The organism is Methylobacterium sp. HJ2 (assembly GCF_056431005.1).
On the sequence record NZ_JBWJYM010000002.1, the window covers coordinates 188,131 to 203,754 of the forward strand.

General features: G+C 64.1%; 19 protein-coding genes and 1 pseudogene. 11 read left to right on the forward strand and 9 right to left on the reverse strand.

The window, feature by feature from the left end; all coding sequences use genetic code 11:
• Positions 1 to 36: 36 nt before the first annotated feature.
• The 4 genes from ACS5RC_RS05475 (at position 37) to recD2 (ending at position 5,339) form a co-directional block, all read left to right on the forward strand.
• Positions 37 to 237: a hypothetical protein gene (locus ACS5RC_RS05475; RefSeq protein WP_478342821.1), complete on the forward strand. Its 201-nt coding sequence runs from the start codon at positions 37 to 39 to the stop codon at positions 235 to 237.
• A gap of 63 nt (positions 238 to 300) precedes the next feature.
• Complete coding sequence (locus tag ACS5RC_RS05480) at positions 301 to 1,632, forward strand: hypothetical protein (protein ID WP_478342822.1); 1,332 nt, start codon at positions 301 to 303, stop codon at positions 1,630 to 1,632.
• A gap of 127 nt (positions 1,633 to 1,759) precedes the next feature.
• Complete coding sequence (locus ACS5RC_RS05485; protein ID WP_478342823.1) at positions 1,760 to 1,888, forward strand: hypothetical protein; 129 nt, start codon at positions 1,760 to 1,762, stop codon at positions 1,886 to 1,888.
• A 1,225-nt stretch (positions 1,889 to 3,113) separates the two neighbouring features.
• Positions 3,114 to 5,339, forward strand: coding sequence for an SF1B family DNA helicase RecD2 (gene recD2, locus ACS5RC_RS05490; protein ID WP_478342824.1), 2,226 nt, complete (start codon positions 3,114 to 3,116; stop codon positions 5,337 to 5,339).
• 549 nt (positions 5,340 to 5,888) lie between these two features.
• Here recD2 and ACS5RC_RS05495 read toward each other — a convergent pair.
• Positions 5,889 to 6,200 (reverse strand): hypothetical protein, encoded by a 312-nt coding sequence (locus ACS5RC_RS05495; RefSeq protein WP_478343447.1) that lies wholly within the window; start codon positions 6,198 to 6,200, stop codon positions 5,889 to 5,891.
• 87 nt (positions 6,201 to 6,287) lie between these two features.
• Here ACS5RC_RS05495 and ACS5RC_RS05500 point away from each other — a divergent pair, with 87 nt between their 5' ends.
• Positions 6,288 to 6,575, forward strand: coding sequence for a helix-turn-helix transcriptional regulator (locus ACS5RC_RS05500; protein WP_478343419.1), 288 nt, complete (start codon positions 6,288 to 6,290; stop codon positions 6,573 to 6,575).
• A gap of 118 nt (positions 6,576 to 6,693) precedes the next feature.
• The gene (locus tag ACS5RC_RS05505; protein ID WP_478342825.1) at positions 6,694 to 8,625 is read left to right on the forward strand and encodes an autotransporter domain-containing protein; all 1,932 of its coding nucleotides are present in this window, start codon (positions 6,694 to 6,696) and stop codon (positions 8,623 to 8,625) included.
• A 41-nt stretch (positions 8,626 to 8,666) separates the two neighbouring features.
• On the opposite strand, the gene ACS5RC_RS05510 is transcribed toward ACS5RC_RS05505, so the two are convergent.
• The 6 genes from ACS5RC_RS05510 to ACS5RC_RS05535 form a co-directional block, all read right to left on the reverse strand.
• A complete protein-coding gene (locus tag ACS5RC_RS05510; RefSeq protein ID WP_478342826.1) occupies positions 8,667 to 8,819 on the reverse strand; it encodes a hypothetical protein in 153 nt (50 codons plus the stop codon).
• A complete protein-coding gene (locus ACS5RC_RS05515; protein ID WP_478342827.1) occupies positions 8,816 to 9,064 on the reverse strand; it encodes a DUF6894 family protein in 249 nt (82 codons plus the stop codon). Before ACS5RC_RS05515 ends, ACS5RC_RS05510 begins: the two co-directional genes overlap by 4 nt.
• A 124-nt stretch (positions 9,065 to 9,188) precedes the next feature.
• On the reverse strand, positions 9,189 to 9,956 hold the full coding sequence (locus tag ACS5RC_RS05520) for a Crp/Fnr family transcriptional regulator (RefSeq protein ID WP_478342828.1): 768 nt from the start codon (positions 9,954 to 9,956) through the stop codon (positions 9,189 to 9,191).
• Positions 9,957 to 10,626: 670 nt separating this feature from the next.
• Positions 10,627 to 10,800, reverse strand: a complete 174-nt coding sequence (locus ACS5RC_RS05525) for a hypothetical protein (protein WP_478342829.1) — start codon at positions 10,798 to 10,800, stop codon at positions 10,627 to 10,629.
• A 193-nt stretch (positions 10,801 to 10,993) separates the two neighbouring features.
• Positions 10,994 to 11,215 carry a hypothetical protein gene (locus ACS5RC_RS05530; RefSeq protein WP_478342830.1) on the reverse strand — a complete coding sequence of 74 codons (222 nt, stop codon included), beginning with the start codon at positions 11,213 to 11,215 and terminating at the stop codon, positions 10,994 to 10,996.
• A 9-nt stretch (positions 11,216 to 11,224) separates the two neighbouring features.
• Positions 11,225 to 11,386: a hypothetical protein gene (locus tag ACS5RC_RS05535; protein WP_478342831.1), complete on the reverse strand. Its 162-nt coding sequence runs from the start codon at positions 11,384 to 11,386 to the stop codon at positions 11,225 to 11,227.
• 410 nt (positions 11,387 to 11,796) lie between these two features.
• On the opposite strand from ACS5RC_RS05535, the gene ACS5RC_RS05540 reads away from it, so the two are divergent.
• From ACS5RC_RS05540 to ACS5RC_RS05560, 5 genes are all read left to right on the forward strand, one after another.
• On the forward strand, positions 11,797 to 12,273 hold the full coding sequence (locus ACS5RC_RS05540) for a MarR family winged helix-turn-helix transcriptional regulator (protein WP_478342832.1): 477 nt from the start codon (positions 11,797 to 11,799) through the stop codon (positions 12,271 to 12,273).
• Between the two features lie 305 nt (positions 12,274 to 12,578).
• Positions 12,579 to 12,947 carry a septal ring lytic transglycosylase RlpA family protein gene (locus tag ACS5RC_RS05545; protein ID WP_478342833.1) on the forward strand — a complete coding sequence of 123 codons (369 nt, stop codon included), beginning with the start codon at positions 12,579 to 12,581 and terminating at the stop codon, positions 12,945 to 12,947.
• A gap of 217 nt (positions 12,948 to 13,164) precedes the next feature.
• Entirely contained in the window at positions 13,165 to 13,287 is a 123-nt protein-coding gene (locus ACS5RC_RS05550) for a hypothetical protein (RefSeq protein WP_478342834.1), read from the forward strand.
• A gap of 372 nt (positions 13,288 to 13,659) precedes the next feature.
• Positions 13,660 to 13,872, forward strand: coding sequence for a hypothetical protein (locus tag ACS5RC_RS05555; RefSeq protein WP_478342835.1), 213 nt, complete (start codon positions 13,660 to 13,662; stop codon positions 13,870 to 13,872).
• Between the two features lie 139 nt (positions 13,873 to 14,011).
• Positions 14,012 to 14,197, forward strand: a complete 186-nt coding sequence (locus tag ACS5RC_RS05560; protein ID WP_478342836.1) for a hypothetical protein — start codon at positions 14,012 to 14,014, stop codon at positions 14,195 to 14,197.
• A 36-nt stretch (positions 14,198 to 14,233) separates the two neighbouring features.
• On the opposite strand, the gene ACS5RC_RS05565 is transcribed toward ACS5RC_RS05560, so the two are convergent.
• Positions 14,234 to 14,491 (reverse strand): DUF6894 family protein, encoded by a 258-nt coding sequence (locus ACS5RC_RS05565; RefSeq protein WP_478342837.1) that lies wholly within the window; start codon positions 14,489 to 14,491, stop codon positions 14,234 to 14,236.
• A gap of 403 nt (positions 14,492 to 14,894) precedes the next feature.
• Positions 14,895 to 15,325: pseudogene (locus tag ACS5RC_RS05570) on the reverse strand (hypothetical protein).
• Between the last annotated feature and the right edge of the window lie 299 nt (positions 15,326 to 15,624).

The window sequence follows — 15,624 nt, forward strand, 5'->3', positions numbered from 1 at the left end:
GACCCACCGCCGCGAGCCCCACCGGGAGCCCGACCGATGACGCACGTCCGTATCCCAGATTTCAGCCAGCCGGCGCCGGCTCCGCCTCGCTCGCGAGCGGTCGCCATAGCGGTGCCCCAGCCCGCGCCGGCCCTCGTCCTGTTCGCCCGCGCTGTGCGGCTCACGGGCGAACTCCTGGCCGCCTGCACCATCGTGGGCGGCGGTGCCGTCCTCATCGCCTTCGCCACCCTGCTCTGAACCCCCCCGTCCCGTAGCTTCCGCGGGCCCGGTGGCTCGCCGTCTCATCAGGAGATCATCAACATGCCAATCGGGAACCCACTGCTTCGCCGGCCTGTCGACTGCGCACCCAAGCCCAGCCTGCGCGACCGGCTGGCGTCCACCAAGGCCACAGCGGGCCGCATTCTCAAGCGCAGGAAGCCCGACGCTGCCGCGGCGCCAGATCCAATCTTCGAGGCGATCCGGGAGAGCCGTCGCTTGTTCGCGGCATGGACCGCCTCTCTCAGCCTGCCGCTCATCGGGATCAATCCTAACCCCGGCACCGAGGCAGCCTGCGATGCCTTCCACGAGCACTGCAACGACGTGCTGTTGGAGACCGTCCCCCAGACCGCCGCGGGCTGCCAAGCGCTCGCCCGGTACGCGGTCGAACATCTACGGGCCGAGCACTGGGCGCTCGATGAGGATGAGCACGGCAACCAGCACTTGCGCGTTCTCGACCTGATCGCTCGGAGCTCGCTGCTAAGCGCAGGTGATCTATCGGTGGCCGTCCCCGTTGCAGCGGCCTTGGTCAGCCCGACGCACGCCGCTAACTCGTCGCCCTCAGACGCGGAGTTGCTTTCGCTCGGGCGGAAGTTCGAGGAAGCGCATTCGGCCTGGCAGGCTACTCTCCCGGCTAGCAGGGAAGCCCTTCGGCGCGTGAGTGCGTTCGAGGAGCGCGCCAAGCGCGAGGGCATGGATGCGGCCGCAGCATGCCAAGCCGCATGGCTGCAGGACGGCGTGAACGAGGCGTATCGGATTGAGCAGGCTGCCTTTGACGCCCTGGAGCCACTGAACCTCGCGATCATGGCGATGCCGGCGCACACCGTCGCGGGGCTTGCTGTGAAAGCTCGAGCTGCAACGGTCTCAGTCTGGCCGAAGGGCGAGTTCGAGGAAGACCGAGCACAGGGTGAGCACGAGGATTGGGAGCGGCGTCTGGTTCGCGACCTGATCGAGGCCTGCACGAAGCTGGCGAAGCGCGAGGGACAGAAGGCCATCCAGCTGCCTGAACCGCGCCTGGATAATCTGGATCTCTCGACGCTCTCCATCATTCAACTGCGGGGGCTGTATAGCGCCTTCCGCGCGGCAACCGAGTGTTGGGGTAATTTCACTCAAGCGTTTTGGGCCGGGAGCAGCCGCGGTGGCCTTTGGACGAACAATGAAGCCGGCGCTGCTACCGACGCGGAAGAGACTAGGGCGAGCAGGATGGCCGACCTGATCGTGCATGAGCTTGCACGTCGTAACCCGCAGGACAGCAATGACCGTGAGCTGTGGCTGAGAGTTCAGATCGAGAATGAACTGATGTGCGAGGGAAACCTTCGTTTCGCTCCCAAGCTACGCGGGGCCATTGCCGAGATGTGGACGCCTGACCATGGCTGACGTGCTCACCTTCCGTCCGCGCTAGGCGCCGACCAAGCCGTCGCAGGCCGAACTTCGCGCTCAGATCGAGGATGCGGCGCAAGCCGCCCTCGACACGGCCGACCGGCTTATCGCCCTCCTCGACCGCATGGACGGGGACCCCGACTGCGAGGACGGCGCTGACGCGGAACCCTCCCTCGGCGCCCCCGAGGGCCACGCCTCGCAGCTCGTCTGGCTACGCGGCTCCGATCGCGATCTCGAGCTCGCCTGCACCTAGAGCATCGCCGGCGAAAGCCAGTCTAACCATGCTCGCCGCCTTGGTGCTCGGCCGGGTGGCCCATGAGGCCGTCAACTGCACGGTGGTGACAACCGAAGGCTTGCCGATGCTCTACCTTGCCGGTCCTGACATCTCCGGCTGGAGGCATACGCCGGTTGCGAAACCAGACGTCCTCCACAGAATGAGTGGCTGCTTCAAGGTCGGGTAGCGCACGCACGGGGGTGATGCCGTTCACCTATAGGCTCGCTGCGGGTGCGCCGCGAGGACGAACAGCGAAGGTCTATCACGATCTGAGCGAAGAGCGCTCGGAACGAGACGAGGCTGAACAGGGCGATGGCGAAGACTAGGGCTGCTGAGACCACGGCCTTGGCAGTGACGGCGTCCACGGGTTGAGATCCTTGTTGCTGCTTCCCGGACGCCTACCAAGCCGAGGCACAATGTCAGCACGTGAGGCGTCAAACGACTTAAGAAGGTTACCTTCTTTTCTCTGTTGCCTAACAGGCGCAGAGGCTCGAGGCCGTGCGCCGGCGCACGATGTCTGGATCTAGGGAAGTCGAGCCCAGGGCCAAATGGCCGACGACCTAGCATCGCTCAAATGCGATCAACCCCCGTGTCACCGACATTAAGAGATCTGGGGCACCCTCTTCGTACAACGCGGAGATGACCATGCGCAGTTGGCTGGTGGTGAGCGTGGCGGCAGTAGCTCTCACAGGGAGCATCCAGGGTGCTGAAGCACGCCGACTTGGTTTGGGTCGGCTGTTCTCTGGCAGAGCGCCGGTGGCATATCGGCCCGCCGCTGTGACCCCATCAAGTACCCCTCGCACCGAAGCGAGGCCGGCAACCGCGGTTGGCTATCCCCCAGCGGTCGCAATCACTCCCGGTGGGACGGTCGCAGTGGCAGCGGCAACTGCGGTGCCCGTTGCTGCGGTGGCAGAGCTCCGCAGCTCGCCTGAGCTCACCTCATCGCCCTCTCGCCCGCCAATGCCCCTGACGCCGCCTGTCCGAGAAGTGCGTGCCGCCACGCCAGCCTGCGCAATAGACCGTCGCGTCGGCGGGCTCAGTGGAACCGAGGGCGGCTTCTGTCTGATCAACTAGGCGGTGCAGCGTCGCTCGGCGTCGACTGCCCCCTTTGAGGGTTCAGCATCATGCGACCACCGGAGGCTGTTTCGGGGTTCAGCCATCGATCCGATATGTAGCTTCGGTACTCGACGTGGGCCGCGGCGGCATGGATCAGGCAGACAGATCGGTGACGGCCTCAAGGACGCCGCAGCACTCCGGCGGCGGCCAACCTGTCGAGGCGCTGGCTGGCACGATCGAGCGGGTCACCTTCCACAATGCCGAGACTGGCTTCTGCGTCCTGAAGGTGCAGGCCCGCGGCAAGCGCGACCTCGTGCCTGTCATCGGCCACGCCCCGGCCATCGGTGCAGGCGAGTGGATCACGGCCACTGGTATCTGGTTCACCGATCGCCAGCACGGCCTCCAGTTCAAAGCCGACACCCTGAAGGTCACCCCGCCCACCGGCGCGGATGGCATCGAGAAGTACCTCGCCTCGGGTTACATGCGCGGCATCGGGCCCGCCATGGCCAAGCGCATCGTGGCCATGTTCGGAGAGGCCACCTTCGAGATCATCGAGGCCGAGCCCGACCGCCTCAAGGAGGTCGCCGGCATCGGCCCCACGCGCGCCGCCCGCATCGTCGCAGGCTGGGCCGAGCAGAAGGCGGTGCGCGAGATCATGCTGTTCCTGCACGCCCATGGCGTCGGCACGGCGCGGGCCGTGCGCATCTTCAAGACCTACGGCCACGATGCCATCCAGGTGATGACCGAGGATCCCTACCGCCTCGCGCGTGACATCCGAGGCATCGGCTTCAAGACCGCCGATGCCATCGCGATGCGGCTCGGGCTGACCCAGGAAGCGCCCCAGCGGCTGCGGGCGGGCATCTCGTTTGCCCTGCAGACGGCTACAGACGAGGGACACTGCGCCCTGCCCGTGTCCGAGCTCGTCAAGCTCGCCACTGAACTTCTCGGCGTCGAGGCCCCGCTGATCCGCGCGGCCCTGCTCGAGGTGCTCGAGACCGGCGAGGTGGTGCAGGACATCATCGGCGACAAAGCCTGCATCTTCCTAGCCGGCCTGCACGCGGCCGAGCGCGTCATCGCCGAGCGCTTGATCCGGCGCGCGAAAGGCGAGCCGCCCTGGCCCGAGATCGATCTCGCCAAGGCTCTGCCGTGGGTGGAAGCCAAGACCGGCAAGACGCTCTCGCCCTCGCAAGCCGAGGCCGTGCGCCTCGTGCTGGGCGCCAAGCTCGCGGTGATCACCGGCGGGCCTGGCGTTGGCAAGACCAGCACCCTCGACACGATCCTGCGCATCCTGTGCGCGAAGGGCACGCGCGTGCTGCTGACGGCGCCCACCGGTCGGGCGGCCAAGCGCATGAGCGAGCAGACGGGGCTTGAGGCCAAAACCATCCACCGCCTGCTTGAGATCGACCCCAAGCATGGCGGCTTCTCGCGCAACGAGGAGAACCCGCTCGCCTGCGATCTGCTCGTGGTGGACGAGACCTCGATGGTCGACGTGCCGCTGATGAACGCACTGACCAAGGCGGTGCCGGAGCAGGCGGGCCTGCTGCTGGTGGGCGATGTCGATCAGCTGCCCTCGGTCGGACCGGGGCAGGTGCTGGCCGACATCATCCGGTCGGGCCGGGTGCCGGTGGCACGGCTGACCGAGGTGTTTCGCCAAGCGGCCGAGAGCCGGATCGTCGTGAACGCGCACCGCATCAACGCGGGCAAGATGCCCGAGGCGGCACAGCGCGGCGGCGAGAGCGACTTCCACCTGATCGAGATCGCCGACCCGGAGGACGGCGTCGCCAAGCTGATCGAGGTGGTGACCCGGCGCATCCCGGCGCGGTTTGGTCTGGACCCGGTGCGCGACGTGCAGGTGCTGACGCCGATGCAGCGCGGGGTGCTGGGCGCGCGCAACCTCAACCACGAGCTGCAGGCCGTGCTCAACCCGCACCCGCCCCAGGTGGTCGAGCGGTTTGGCTGGCGCTTCTCACCGGGTGACCGGGTGATGGAGAGCCAGAACGACTACGACCGCGAGGTGTTCAACGGCGATCTCGGCACGGTGGCGCGCATCGACGAGGACGAGGGCGCGGTGATCGTCTCGTTCGAGGGCCGTGAGGTGGTCTACCCCTATGGCGAACTCGATACGCTCGTGCCGGCCTACGCGACGACGATCCACAAGTCGCAGGGCTCGGAGTATCCGGCTGTCGTGATCCCGCTGACGACGGGCCACTGGACGATGCTGGCGCGCAACCTGCTTTACACGGCGGTGACGCGCGGCAAGCGTCTGGTGGTGCTGATCGGACAGCGCAAGGCGATCGGCATCGCTGTGCGTGGCGGCAACATGAAGCCGCGCTGGACCAAGCTGAAGGAGTGGCTTAGCGGCCAGAGCGCATAGCGATGTGGCCAGCCGTAGCTCGCTGAACCTAACCAGTGCCATATCCGTCATTGGCATTGCCCGGCATCAGGGTCGCCAGGCTGTTGTCACCGCCGCAGCTCTCTAAACGCCCTACGCTCTCAGGCTGCATGGGGTTGTTGGACCCCCATATCCGGAAGTATCTCGCAGATATTGTCGCGACCGGCACGAGACGGCAGAGCCATGCGGGAGGGACATGCGGGGGTGACATGCGGCCGGACGGTATGACGAACGGTTGCGGACTTCCGTTCGATCGGCGACGGAGAATGCAATCATCAGAAAATCGTGCTGCTCGTTAGTATTCGGCTTTGGATGAGAACAAATTGATTAGGGTGACGCGCCATGGTCAACATCATGCGTCCTGCTGGGGAGTGGGGTCATCGGGGCAATCCACCGATCACACTGCTGCAACATGAAGAACCGGAATGGCAGTTTGCTGAGGTTGAGTACGGCCCAGGCGGGACCTGGGACGTCGTTACCTCATGCTTGCACATCGCTGCCCATCCAGATCCGCTCCGTCAACGCCTGGGGTTAGGGCGAGCCCCATTTCAGACCGTCGCTCCAAGCGCAGCAATCAGCGCTCCCGGCGACCATCTTGTGGGTGCGTGGGAAGGGTCTGCACGCGGTCAGCACATCAGGATTTTGCCAGGCTTCGTCGGCGCCGCCATACAACGCGACGTTGCCGAACAGACTGTCTCTAAGCGGCACTTTGCCTATCGGAGAGAGTGCGACGGTGCGGATACGGTCATCCGTAATCTTCTCGGCGCTATGTCGACCCACCTGAGCAGCGGAAGTCCTGGCGGGGTAATCTTCATGCAGGCCGTCGTGCTGGCGCTCGTCCACCACGCTATGCCGGCCCCATGGACCGCGGCTGAGGTGACGGGGCTACGCGGTGGCCTTTCTCGATCCCAGCTTAACACAGCCCTGGAGATGATCGAAGCACAGCTGCTCGGTCGACCGAGCCTCGTTGACTTAGCGTCCGCCCTCAATGTCAGCACACGCTACTTTTGCCGTGCCTTCCGTCGCTCTACGGGCTTATCCCCGCACCAGTTCATTATCAGGCGCCGGATAGAATTGGCTCGGTCATTGATAGAAAGAGGAGAGCTTTCCTTGACCGAAGTTGCCTATGCATCGGGTTTCAGCCACCACAGCCAGATGACCGCAACGTTCCGGCAAGTACTAGGTGTGCCACCGTCACATTTTCGCAACAATCGGTAACAGTTTAGCTGCGTGCCAGCGCTTAGGGTTCCCGTTTTAATAAATCAGTTCTCGATCCAGAAAGCCCCCCTTTCAGGCACCGGTTATCCTCGACTGAAATACAAAAGAGGAGATCGGGATGAAGCGTTCGATCAAGACATTGATGCTTTCAGCAAGCCTCATTGCGCTGGGTGCAGGAAGCGGCTGGGCACAATCTGGCTACTACTCTGGCCTCTATGGCTTTGGCGACAGCTTGACCGACAACGGTCGGATACCTCGCGAGACCGGATATAATCCCACGGGTACAATCGATGCCATCCGCGGAACTCACCTTTACGAGGGTGGCCGGTGGTCGAATGCGCCTGGGTACTTCGAGCAAATTCCGGGGCGGATCGGAACGCCCTACGTCGCAAGCAATGATTACGCGATCGGCGGCGCGCAATCGGTTCACCAGGACCCCAACCCCCTACTTTCCCCGTTCTTTTCCTGGGGTGTTCCGGATCAGATTGATCAGTTCGTCGCGCGCGGTGGCCGCTTCGGGTCGCGCGACTTGGTAACCTTGTGGATCGGCTACAATGATATCACGGCCATTCCAGTGGCAGCTTCGGCCGCTGCGCGGTCTGCCGGCGTGACCGCAATCCTGAACAACAACGTTACAGCCCTGAACCGGCTCGCTGGGCTGGGCGCCCGCGAGTTCCTGGTGTTCAGCCAGCAGACGTTCCGCACCAGCAATCAAGATCTGGCAGCATCGTTCAACACACAATTTCCGGGCTATCTGCAGCAGTTCTCTAATCAAGGCATCAACGTCCATTACTTCGATGTTGACACCCTCCTGAACCGGCTGCGAGCGAACCCGGCCGCCTTCGGTTACGTCCCGCAGGCGGCAACCGGCAATTGCAGTGCCGATCCGGCCTGCGCGTTCGTCGGCTACCTGAACCCCGCAGTGGAGAACCAGTACATCTCGGTCGATGGCGTTCACCTGACCGCGAAAACGAATGGCCTCATCGCGTCCTACGTCGCAAACCAGCTGAGCGCTCCGCTGACCATCGGTCCACAGGGGGAGCTGGGCCAGAGTGCCGGCATGGCATTTTCCTCGACCCTGATCGATTTCCTGAGCGCCGAGCGTCGCCGTAACATGGCCATGTCGGTTCCTGCTACCTTCACGGCGGATCTCCCTGGCCGCACTGCCCCGCCTGTGACCATCCCAGTCCAGGTCGGCAGTCCGCTTTCCCTGTTTGCACTCGGCACCTATCTCAACGTCGATCGCACAGCCCAGAACCGTGCTGGTGGTGGCAGCACTGGCAACACATTCAATGCCGATTTCGGCGGTGTCACTGCCGGCCTGCTGTACCAGGCCACCCCGAACCTCGTGCTCGGTGCAGCCTTCAATTATCTGAACACCAGCGTCGATCTGCGTGGTCTCTCGAACGGTCGGATCGACATGGACAGCTTCCAGGGCGCTGGTTTCGCCTCGCTGTCCTTCCCCAACTTCTTCGCCGACGTGGTCGGCACCTATGGCCGCAACAACTACAACCTCGACCGGCCGGGCGTGATGAGCGACCGCCTGACCGCCTCGCCGGACGGCGATACGTTCACGGTCGCAGCGCGGACGGGCTATCTGTTCGACTTCGGCACCTTCAAGGCCGGTCCGGTCGGCGAAATGGCTTACGCCAACGTCAGCGTCGATGCCTACCGCGAGCGTGGAGACACGCTGCTGACCATTGGCACGCGCCGACAGAACCTGGAAGGGTTGACGGCCGGCGGCGGCGTCCAGATCCGCACCACCCTTCCGATCTTCGGTGGCTTGGCGAGCCCATTCCTTAACGTGACCGCCCAGCACGACTTCCTGGACGGGGTGCGCACCGTAACGTCCTTCCAGACCTACGCACCGACCCTACTGATCCGGACCCAGACTGGTCGGCTCGGGGATGATGTCTACGGCCGCGTGGCCGGTGGCCTGGACCTCGACTTCGGCAACGGCCTGAGCGGCGTCCTGACGGGGTCGACCAGCTTCGCCCGGACCGGCGGCGGCGACGCTACGGTTAGCGCGGGTCTGCGCTACCGCTTCTAACGGTCCCTCTTAACCCCAAGCGTAAGTCCCTTGGCCCGGCCTCACAGCCGGGCCTTTTTTCTCGGAGCGCCAGTCATGACGGCCTCGGCTAACCAGTCGATAGCGGCGAAGATGGCGCCCGCAGCCTTGTAGAGGTCGCCGCCGATCGGCGCTTGGCTCAGCACGTCGATGCAACGATCTCGCTCCCAGCTCACGGGGGAGGTGCCCCCATCCACCCACCGTCCAGCGTCATCGTCACCCGGTAGATCTCCTGCCCGTGCTCGTCCCGCACGGTCGCACTGTACGTCCGGCGGTTGCCGTCAGGCATGGTCTCCTGGACCATCTCACCCAGCGTCTTGTGCGCCTCTGCGCGGGCTTGGTGCGGGCAGTCGAAGACGACACCGTCCTCACCGGAGACGAAGTAGGCCGCGTCGTCCGTGTCGATGGTGTAGCGCGGCACTGAGCACCTCGGGCAAGCATGTTGAGGATAGGTCAATCAACCGGGCCGCGATGTGTTCGCAGCCTGCAAGGTTCCCAAATACGGAGCACAGCTGTGAGCCGACCGGCTCCAGCCGCTGACAAACTCAGGCCGGTACATGGCCGTTTGCGCCTGCGACCTGCTCCCCAAACTGCAGGTAGGTGGGATCGAACTCGGCCGCCTTGACCAGCTCGTCCCAAGCGGTGATCTCCAGGACGCCACTCTTCAGCCTGATCAGGCCATTGGCCCGCATCCTTTTCAGCACGCGATTGACGTGAATGGGGGTGAGGCCGAGCGCGTCGGCAAGGTCGATCTGGATCAGGGGCAACGAGCAGCGATGCGCTTCGGCAAGCCCCGCCGCCTGCAGCCTGAGGTACAGCTCACAGAACAGGTGGGCCGTACGTTGGTAGCTGGAGCGCCGCCCTAGGCCGATGATCCAGCCGCGGAAGATGCTCGCGTCGATGAGCGTCTCGCGCCAAAGGAGCGCAGCAATGGTCGGAAATTGGACGGTGAGATTGCGCAGGTTCTCGTGCGGGATGAAGCACAGGATGGCCGGGGTGAGCGTGCCGAGGCCGTAATCCATGGTTTGCACGTGCAGGCTGTGCAGGTCGGGCACATCACCAGGGACGTGGAACGACAAGATCTGCCGCCGGCCTTGGCTGAGCAGCTTGTAGCGGCAGACCCAGCCTTCCACGATGAGGCAGACGTGAGCGGATGTGCTGCCGTCGCGCACGATGTCCTGGCGAGCCCGGTGAACGCGTGTTGCACCCGGCAGGCTGAAGATCTCCTCACGCTCCTTGGAAGTGAGGTTGGTGACGCGCTCGAGCTTGCGGACGAGCAGGCTGAGCGAGTGGGTCTCCGAAGCCAACGACATGCCTTTCGCCGTCTAGGACAGGCGAAGGAACACGCCTTACCGAACGCCAGGATCCGTGCTGGATCTGCAGCTGGCTAAGCTATCTAGAGCGTGCGCAAGGCGTTCGAACCAACCTAGATTTGGTCGAGGTTAGTTTTGCACGGAATGTGACTTCGTTGTGGACCAACCTCGCGCTTGAGGTTAGCCAGGATTGATCCAGCGCAGTGCGGCCAAGAGCAAGGCCACGAACAACCCGCCAGCCATAGCGAGGACGATCGGGTGAGTGGCCATAGCGTGACAGTGGCCTTCCAATGCAACAACTCCCCCCTTCCAGAATAATGAATTTTGTGAAAAACCGAGCCGCTGTTGCGTAGCCTATCCACACGGATTTGCAGGGACGACTATGTTAGCGGCGCTGAGGGCACTGCTTTCCTATCACGTGCCGCGCACCGGCTCAGGCTTCCCTGTCAACGCGGGCGACACCGATGCCAGCCAAGCCGACTGTTCAGCGGCACTGCGCAAGCCCCATCTTACCACGCGAGAGTTCGTGATGATGGCGAAGGCGGCTCGCTGTCAGAACAGCGTGCGGGTGGGTCCGACCCAGTAAGCCTCAACGGCTCCGCAGCCTTTATCGCCCGCCACAGCCTCAGCCAACCCATCGATCGCGTCGTGGAGGGCGCTCGTCGCCTTATCAGTGCAGATCAGGAGGCTCACTGACGCCACCCGCCAGACCACTGCCGGATCTGTGCCTCAGCTCTCTGGTGATTGCGGCGGCGACGAACGCCTCGGCTGTCTCGCCGGGCACAAGCACAAACTCGATTTCAGCCAGCTGCGCATCGGTAAGTTCGATTACCAGAAAATCCATGCCCATCCCTTGCCGATGCAGGACGAGACCCGCACTGAGTTCAAAGCTGTGCTGTTGCTAGGCGCCCGTCGCCTGCCACAGCCGAGGCACCGGTACTCGGAGCGTGACTAGCTTGCCGCTGCCACGGCGATTGCCGCTTAGGCGAACGGGCGTTCGAAGCTTCGGGACCTTCCCATCAATACGGCACAGCCGATCAGGCGAGATAGGCCGAATGCAGCGCGGTCTGACGTTTGCCGGACTGCGGCCCCTCTCTCCGCCGCGCGGGACGGATCGGCTTTGGATCCGATGTGCGGCCCCAGCTCGGGATTGATCCAGCCAGGGCCAATCCGTCCTGCTCCGAACCGTGCAAGACGGTGCGCAGCATCACGAACTCGTCCAGGTCACTGTCGAGTGCGGCAGATGTGAAGACCGGCATCGCCCTACCTCACCAGGATCGTCTCAGCCCAGATGCTGAGAGCACGGACGAGCGGCGGGGCAGCTGCCAGAGGTCGTCCTTGTTCGGGAACGGCTCCAGGCGCCCACCGACCGCCAGCGTCAGCGCGGTCAGGAGAACTGGCATGAGGAGCAGCACAGCGGCCAGGAACATCACATCCCCTCAGCGCTGCGCGTAAGGCCCTGGGTAGACCACCCGCACTACGCGTCCGGCACGGTCCTGCGCCGGGCTCCTCTGCGCCTCGCGTGTCCCAACGGCTGGCAGGGCCGGAGCAGTCGCCTGAAGAGCGACCAGGGCCGGGAGTGGCTTGCTGATGAGCGTCTCGGCATGGCCCGCACCACCGAAGGCCAGGACCCCGAAGATCATCAGGCCCATGCCGGTTCCTGCGGCGGCAGTGAGTGTGAGCGGTCGAGCGATACGCGGCATGATCTAGCCCCCCCCTTGCGTTTGTTGTCCAATGGTTAGAGAACCAATCATTGGATGTCAACACCTAAGCAGACTATGCCTTGCGGTCCTCATCATGTTACACCATGCCCATGACGCAGCTTGCCACAGAGCCTCAGATGCAGACCTCAGACGGCCAAGCGGACGAGGGTTCCCCCGGCCCCGACGTGCTCCCCCTGGATCGGCAGCTCTGCTTCTCGGTCTATGCGGCGGCCCATGCCTTCACCGCAGCCTACAAGCCCTTGCTCGAGCCGCTTGGGCTGACCTACCCGCAGTACCTGGTCCTGCTGGCGCTGTGGGAACAGGATGGGCAGAGCGTGAAGCAGATCGCCAGTCGGCTGCGGCTCGACCCTGGCACGGTGACGCCGCTTCTCAAGCGCCTGGAGCGCGATGGCTTGCTGCGCCGTGGGCGCGATCCGGCTGACGAGCGGCTTCTACGGGTTGAGTTGACGGAAAACGGTCAAGCTCTGCGCTGGAAGGCTGGTGCTGTTCGGGAGCGAATTGTCTGCGCGCTGGGCGGAAGCGAGGCGCCGATCCAGACCCTCAAGCGCTCCATCGACACGCTCACTCAGCAGCTCGACCCCACCCGTAGCTGAGCGTCTGAACGTCTGAGTGACGGTCCGCGTCGGCCTGGAGCGGCTGTGCTCCGACAGCGCACAGCTGCAGCAGAGCTCTGGCCTGAGGAAGGTTCAGGGCTATGCCGGCTTTGCAATACGCTCTCGCCCCCGCCTAGCAATTGGTTCAGGCGCCTCCTGCGGGGGAACGGACACGTGTACTCAGCACGTTTTCGCCACATCCGAGGCGGGCATGACAGCATAGCAGCCATGCATTCGATGATCCCGCTATCGTCATAATTGCCGATCTTAAGCAGGCCCACTTCGAACAACAGTGGGAATGCACGATGATCGTCAGAGCCCAACGGCCGTTTCTAGCTCTCTTCACGCTTGCCTGCGCTCTGTGCGCCAGCGCCGAGGCCACGGCCTCATCGGGTCAGCAGGCGGGTGTCGCGTCCTGGTACGGTCCCGGCTTCCACGGTCGGAAGACCGCCAACGGCGAGCGCTTCAACATGCATGCCCTGACGGCCGCGCATCGCACCTTGCCGCTGGGAACACAGGTGCGGGTGACAAACGCTCGCACAGGCCAGTCAGTGGTGGTGCGCATCAACGATCGTGGCCCCTATGTCGGTCGGCGCGTGATTGATCTGTCGAAAGCCTCAGCGCAGGCTATCGGCATCGGAGGTCTCGCAAAGGTATCCATCGCGCGCCTGTGAAACGGAACGACCAAGCGGCCAGGCCGATCCTCGTTGTCTCCATCGAGAGTGCCGAGCCACGGGGCAAATTAGCCCAGGCGCCGGATCTCTTGTGTTGAGACCGCCCACACGTGGGTGAGCCACATGCGCGGATCCGCGACCGCCCCATGGACCGATCTCGGCGGAGAGACGTTGGCCTTCGGAATTCTGGTCCTCTGAGGTCGGTGTGATGAAATCCGTGAGCCTCGCCCTCCCGATCTTGTTTTTCGGGTCGGTGCTCTTCGGAGGGCTCTATATCCTGAACGGCTCGCGCTTGCTGGCCCCGCTGGTGTTCCTTGAGCAGCAGGTCATTGCTGACTAGAGGCGCGACGGCCCCACAGGATGCGAGCCGGCCAATCCGGTTGGGGGGCAAGTAACCAGATCAGCCAGCTCGCCGCCGCTCCAATGGATTGAAGTCCGCCGGACACGGCCCTCGCCAGTATCACGCCGCCTCCAGCTTGACCTCACGGCCTATCGCATTGTGCACCGTCCGACCTCGACAGCCTGCCGGCGTCGGCCGCTAGCCTCGCCGGCAGGATCGCACTCCCCTCTCCTGCCGGCGGGGCAACCTACCTAGCCAGCCTCCCTCAGCATGCGTCGGTTCCGGCGACTGGCCGAACCGCTGCTACGTGACGGGACAGCACGGTGCATCCCGGAGACAGCCGGCAGGACGCCGCGCGGTTATCCTGAGCTGATGGCCGACGCCACCGTAGCCCTAATCCTGGCCGTCTCCATCGAGAACGCCAAGCTGCGGGCCGCCCTTGCCGAGGCTCAGGACACCTTGGTTGAGATCGCGGTGGATGCCGGCGAGTTGCACGCGTGCATCGAGGCACTACAGGTCGAGATCAAGGAGCTACGGGCAGAACAGGACGCACGAGCGTACGCATCCCAGCGACGGACTGGCTGACTGTCAGTCTGACAGAGCGACAGCGCTGATAGATTGCTGATCGCGGCGGCTGCTCGTCCTCGATCTCATCCGCTCGTCCTACCGGTCTTGGGCGGTCTCGACCTACCCATGCGCCGCGACCCGCCTACCATAAGCCGTAATGGCTGATGACGAGACATCTCTCCTTGCAGACATTCGAGCCGCGCTGGCCAAGCAACCTTCCTCTCAGCAGGTCCAGCAACGGACTGCGGAGGCCCTCCTGACCTTCCTGAAGGATCTGCCCAAGCCTTCGGCGGTCACGCTGCCAGATCCGCCCGAGGACGATCCAGACAGTACCGCGATGTAGCGCCCCGTTCCCAGGTCCTCCACAGAATTGACGATGCTACTCCTCGGGCGGTTGTCGCTTGATCCAGAGGCCTGCATAGGTGAGCGTGGCCGAGTATACTGGGTGGCCGTGCTCATCCGTGACGATCACAGCGATTGATCGATGGTCGCCGTTCTTCGGGATCTCCTCGCGAGCGATGTCCGGAAGCAAGCGTTGAGCTGTCCTGCGCATCTCTTCGAAGGTGTCGAACTCGGCGCCAACATCGTCTTGCTCGACCTCGTGATCAGTGTGGACGTCGAAGTAATAGCGAGGCATCGGCGCTCCTTCTGCCACCTAGAAGCAGAACCGCCGACATGCGTGCCTGTTCAACCGTGTCGGATCGGGTGTCGATCTTGTCGCCATCTTCTAGTAGCGCGAGGACAAGCCGCGAGCGGGGTGCGAGCCGGCCGACGCGGATGGGTGGCACGATCCAGGTCAGCCGGCCCGCTGCCGATCCCGATGAGGGAAGACGCACCGATATCGACGCCTGACGCTAGCACGCACCCTACAGCTTGACTGTGCGACATCCTGCGTCGCGCGTGTGGCACCGGGACTTTGCGGTACGCATCGAGCCGGTTCCGCCGATTGGGGATGAGAGCGGCCAGCCGGCGAACGGATCTATTTTAAGCCCTGCCCTGGCGTCGTCGGCGCCTTCAGGTGGAAGCGCCGGCAAACTCCGCTAAGACGCGTAGGGCCCGCGGAACAGGTCTCCCAAAGCCCGCCTGCGGAACAGGGTGGCCCAGCGCCGCCGTCGATGCTCGGGTCGATCGTGCAGCATGTGGCAGCGCTGGCAGAACGCCGCAAGGTTGGCGTCCCGGTTGTCGGCCGTGTCGTGGTTCTGGTGAGCGGCGGCCAGAACCACCCGCGTCGTCCGTATGGACCCGAGCACGTCGTCGCTATCGACTGCAAGGCAAACGATCTGCCCCGCCCCATCGCGCCAGGAACCGGCCTGCGCGTCCCACCAACGCCGTCGCCGAGATGCCAGACGGTTTCCCCGTGCGGGCGCCGACAGCCTTCACAGCGCCCGCCTGCGCGCCGAAAGCGGATCACGGCCGAGAACTGCGGCCAGTCGATAGGGTAGAAGAAGCGGTGCTCGCGCCGGATCGGCATGGGGCTGGATCCGGAATGGTCGGCCTAAGCGCGATCGTATGGCGGCCTGCCGCAGCCGCCTAGAGGAACTGCAGCTTCACACAAGATTGGACGCCGTTGGGGCGCGGGCTGGCGTGGGACGCGCTACGGCACCGAATGCCCTGCGGGAAGCCAGGCGCCTCTGTATGGTCGAGCTGGAGGAGCACGTATAGTAGTGTCTCTATTCAGAGGCGTGCACCATCAACTCGTGCTTGCCATAAGCTGATTTGGGGGTGGCGCTGGTCCGATTTCAGTTAAGATGAGCGCCAAGAATTTGTGTC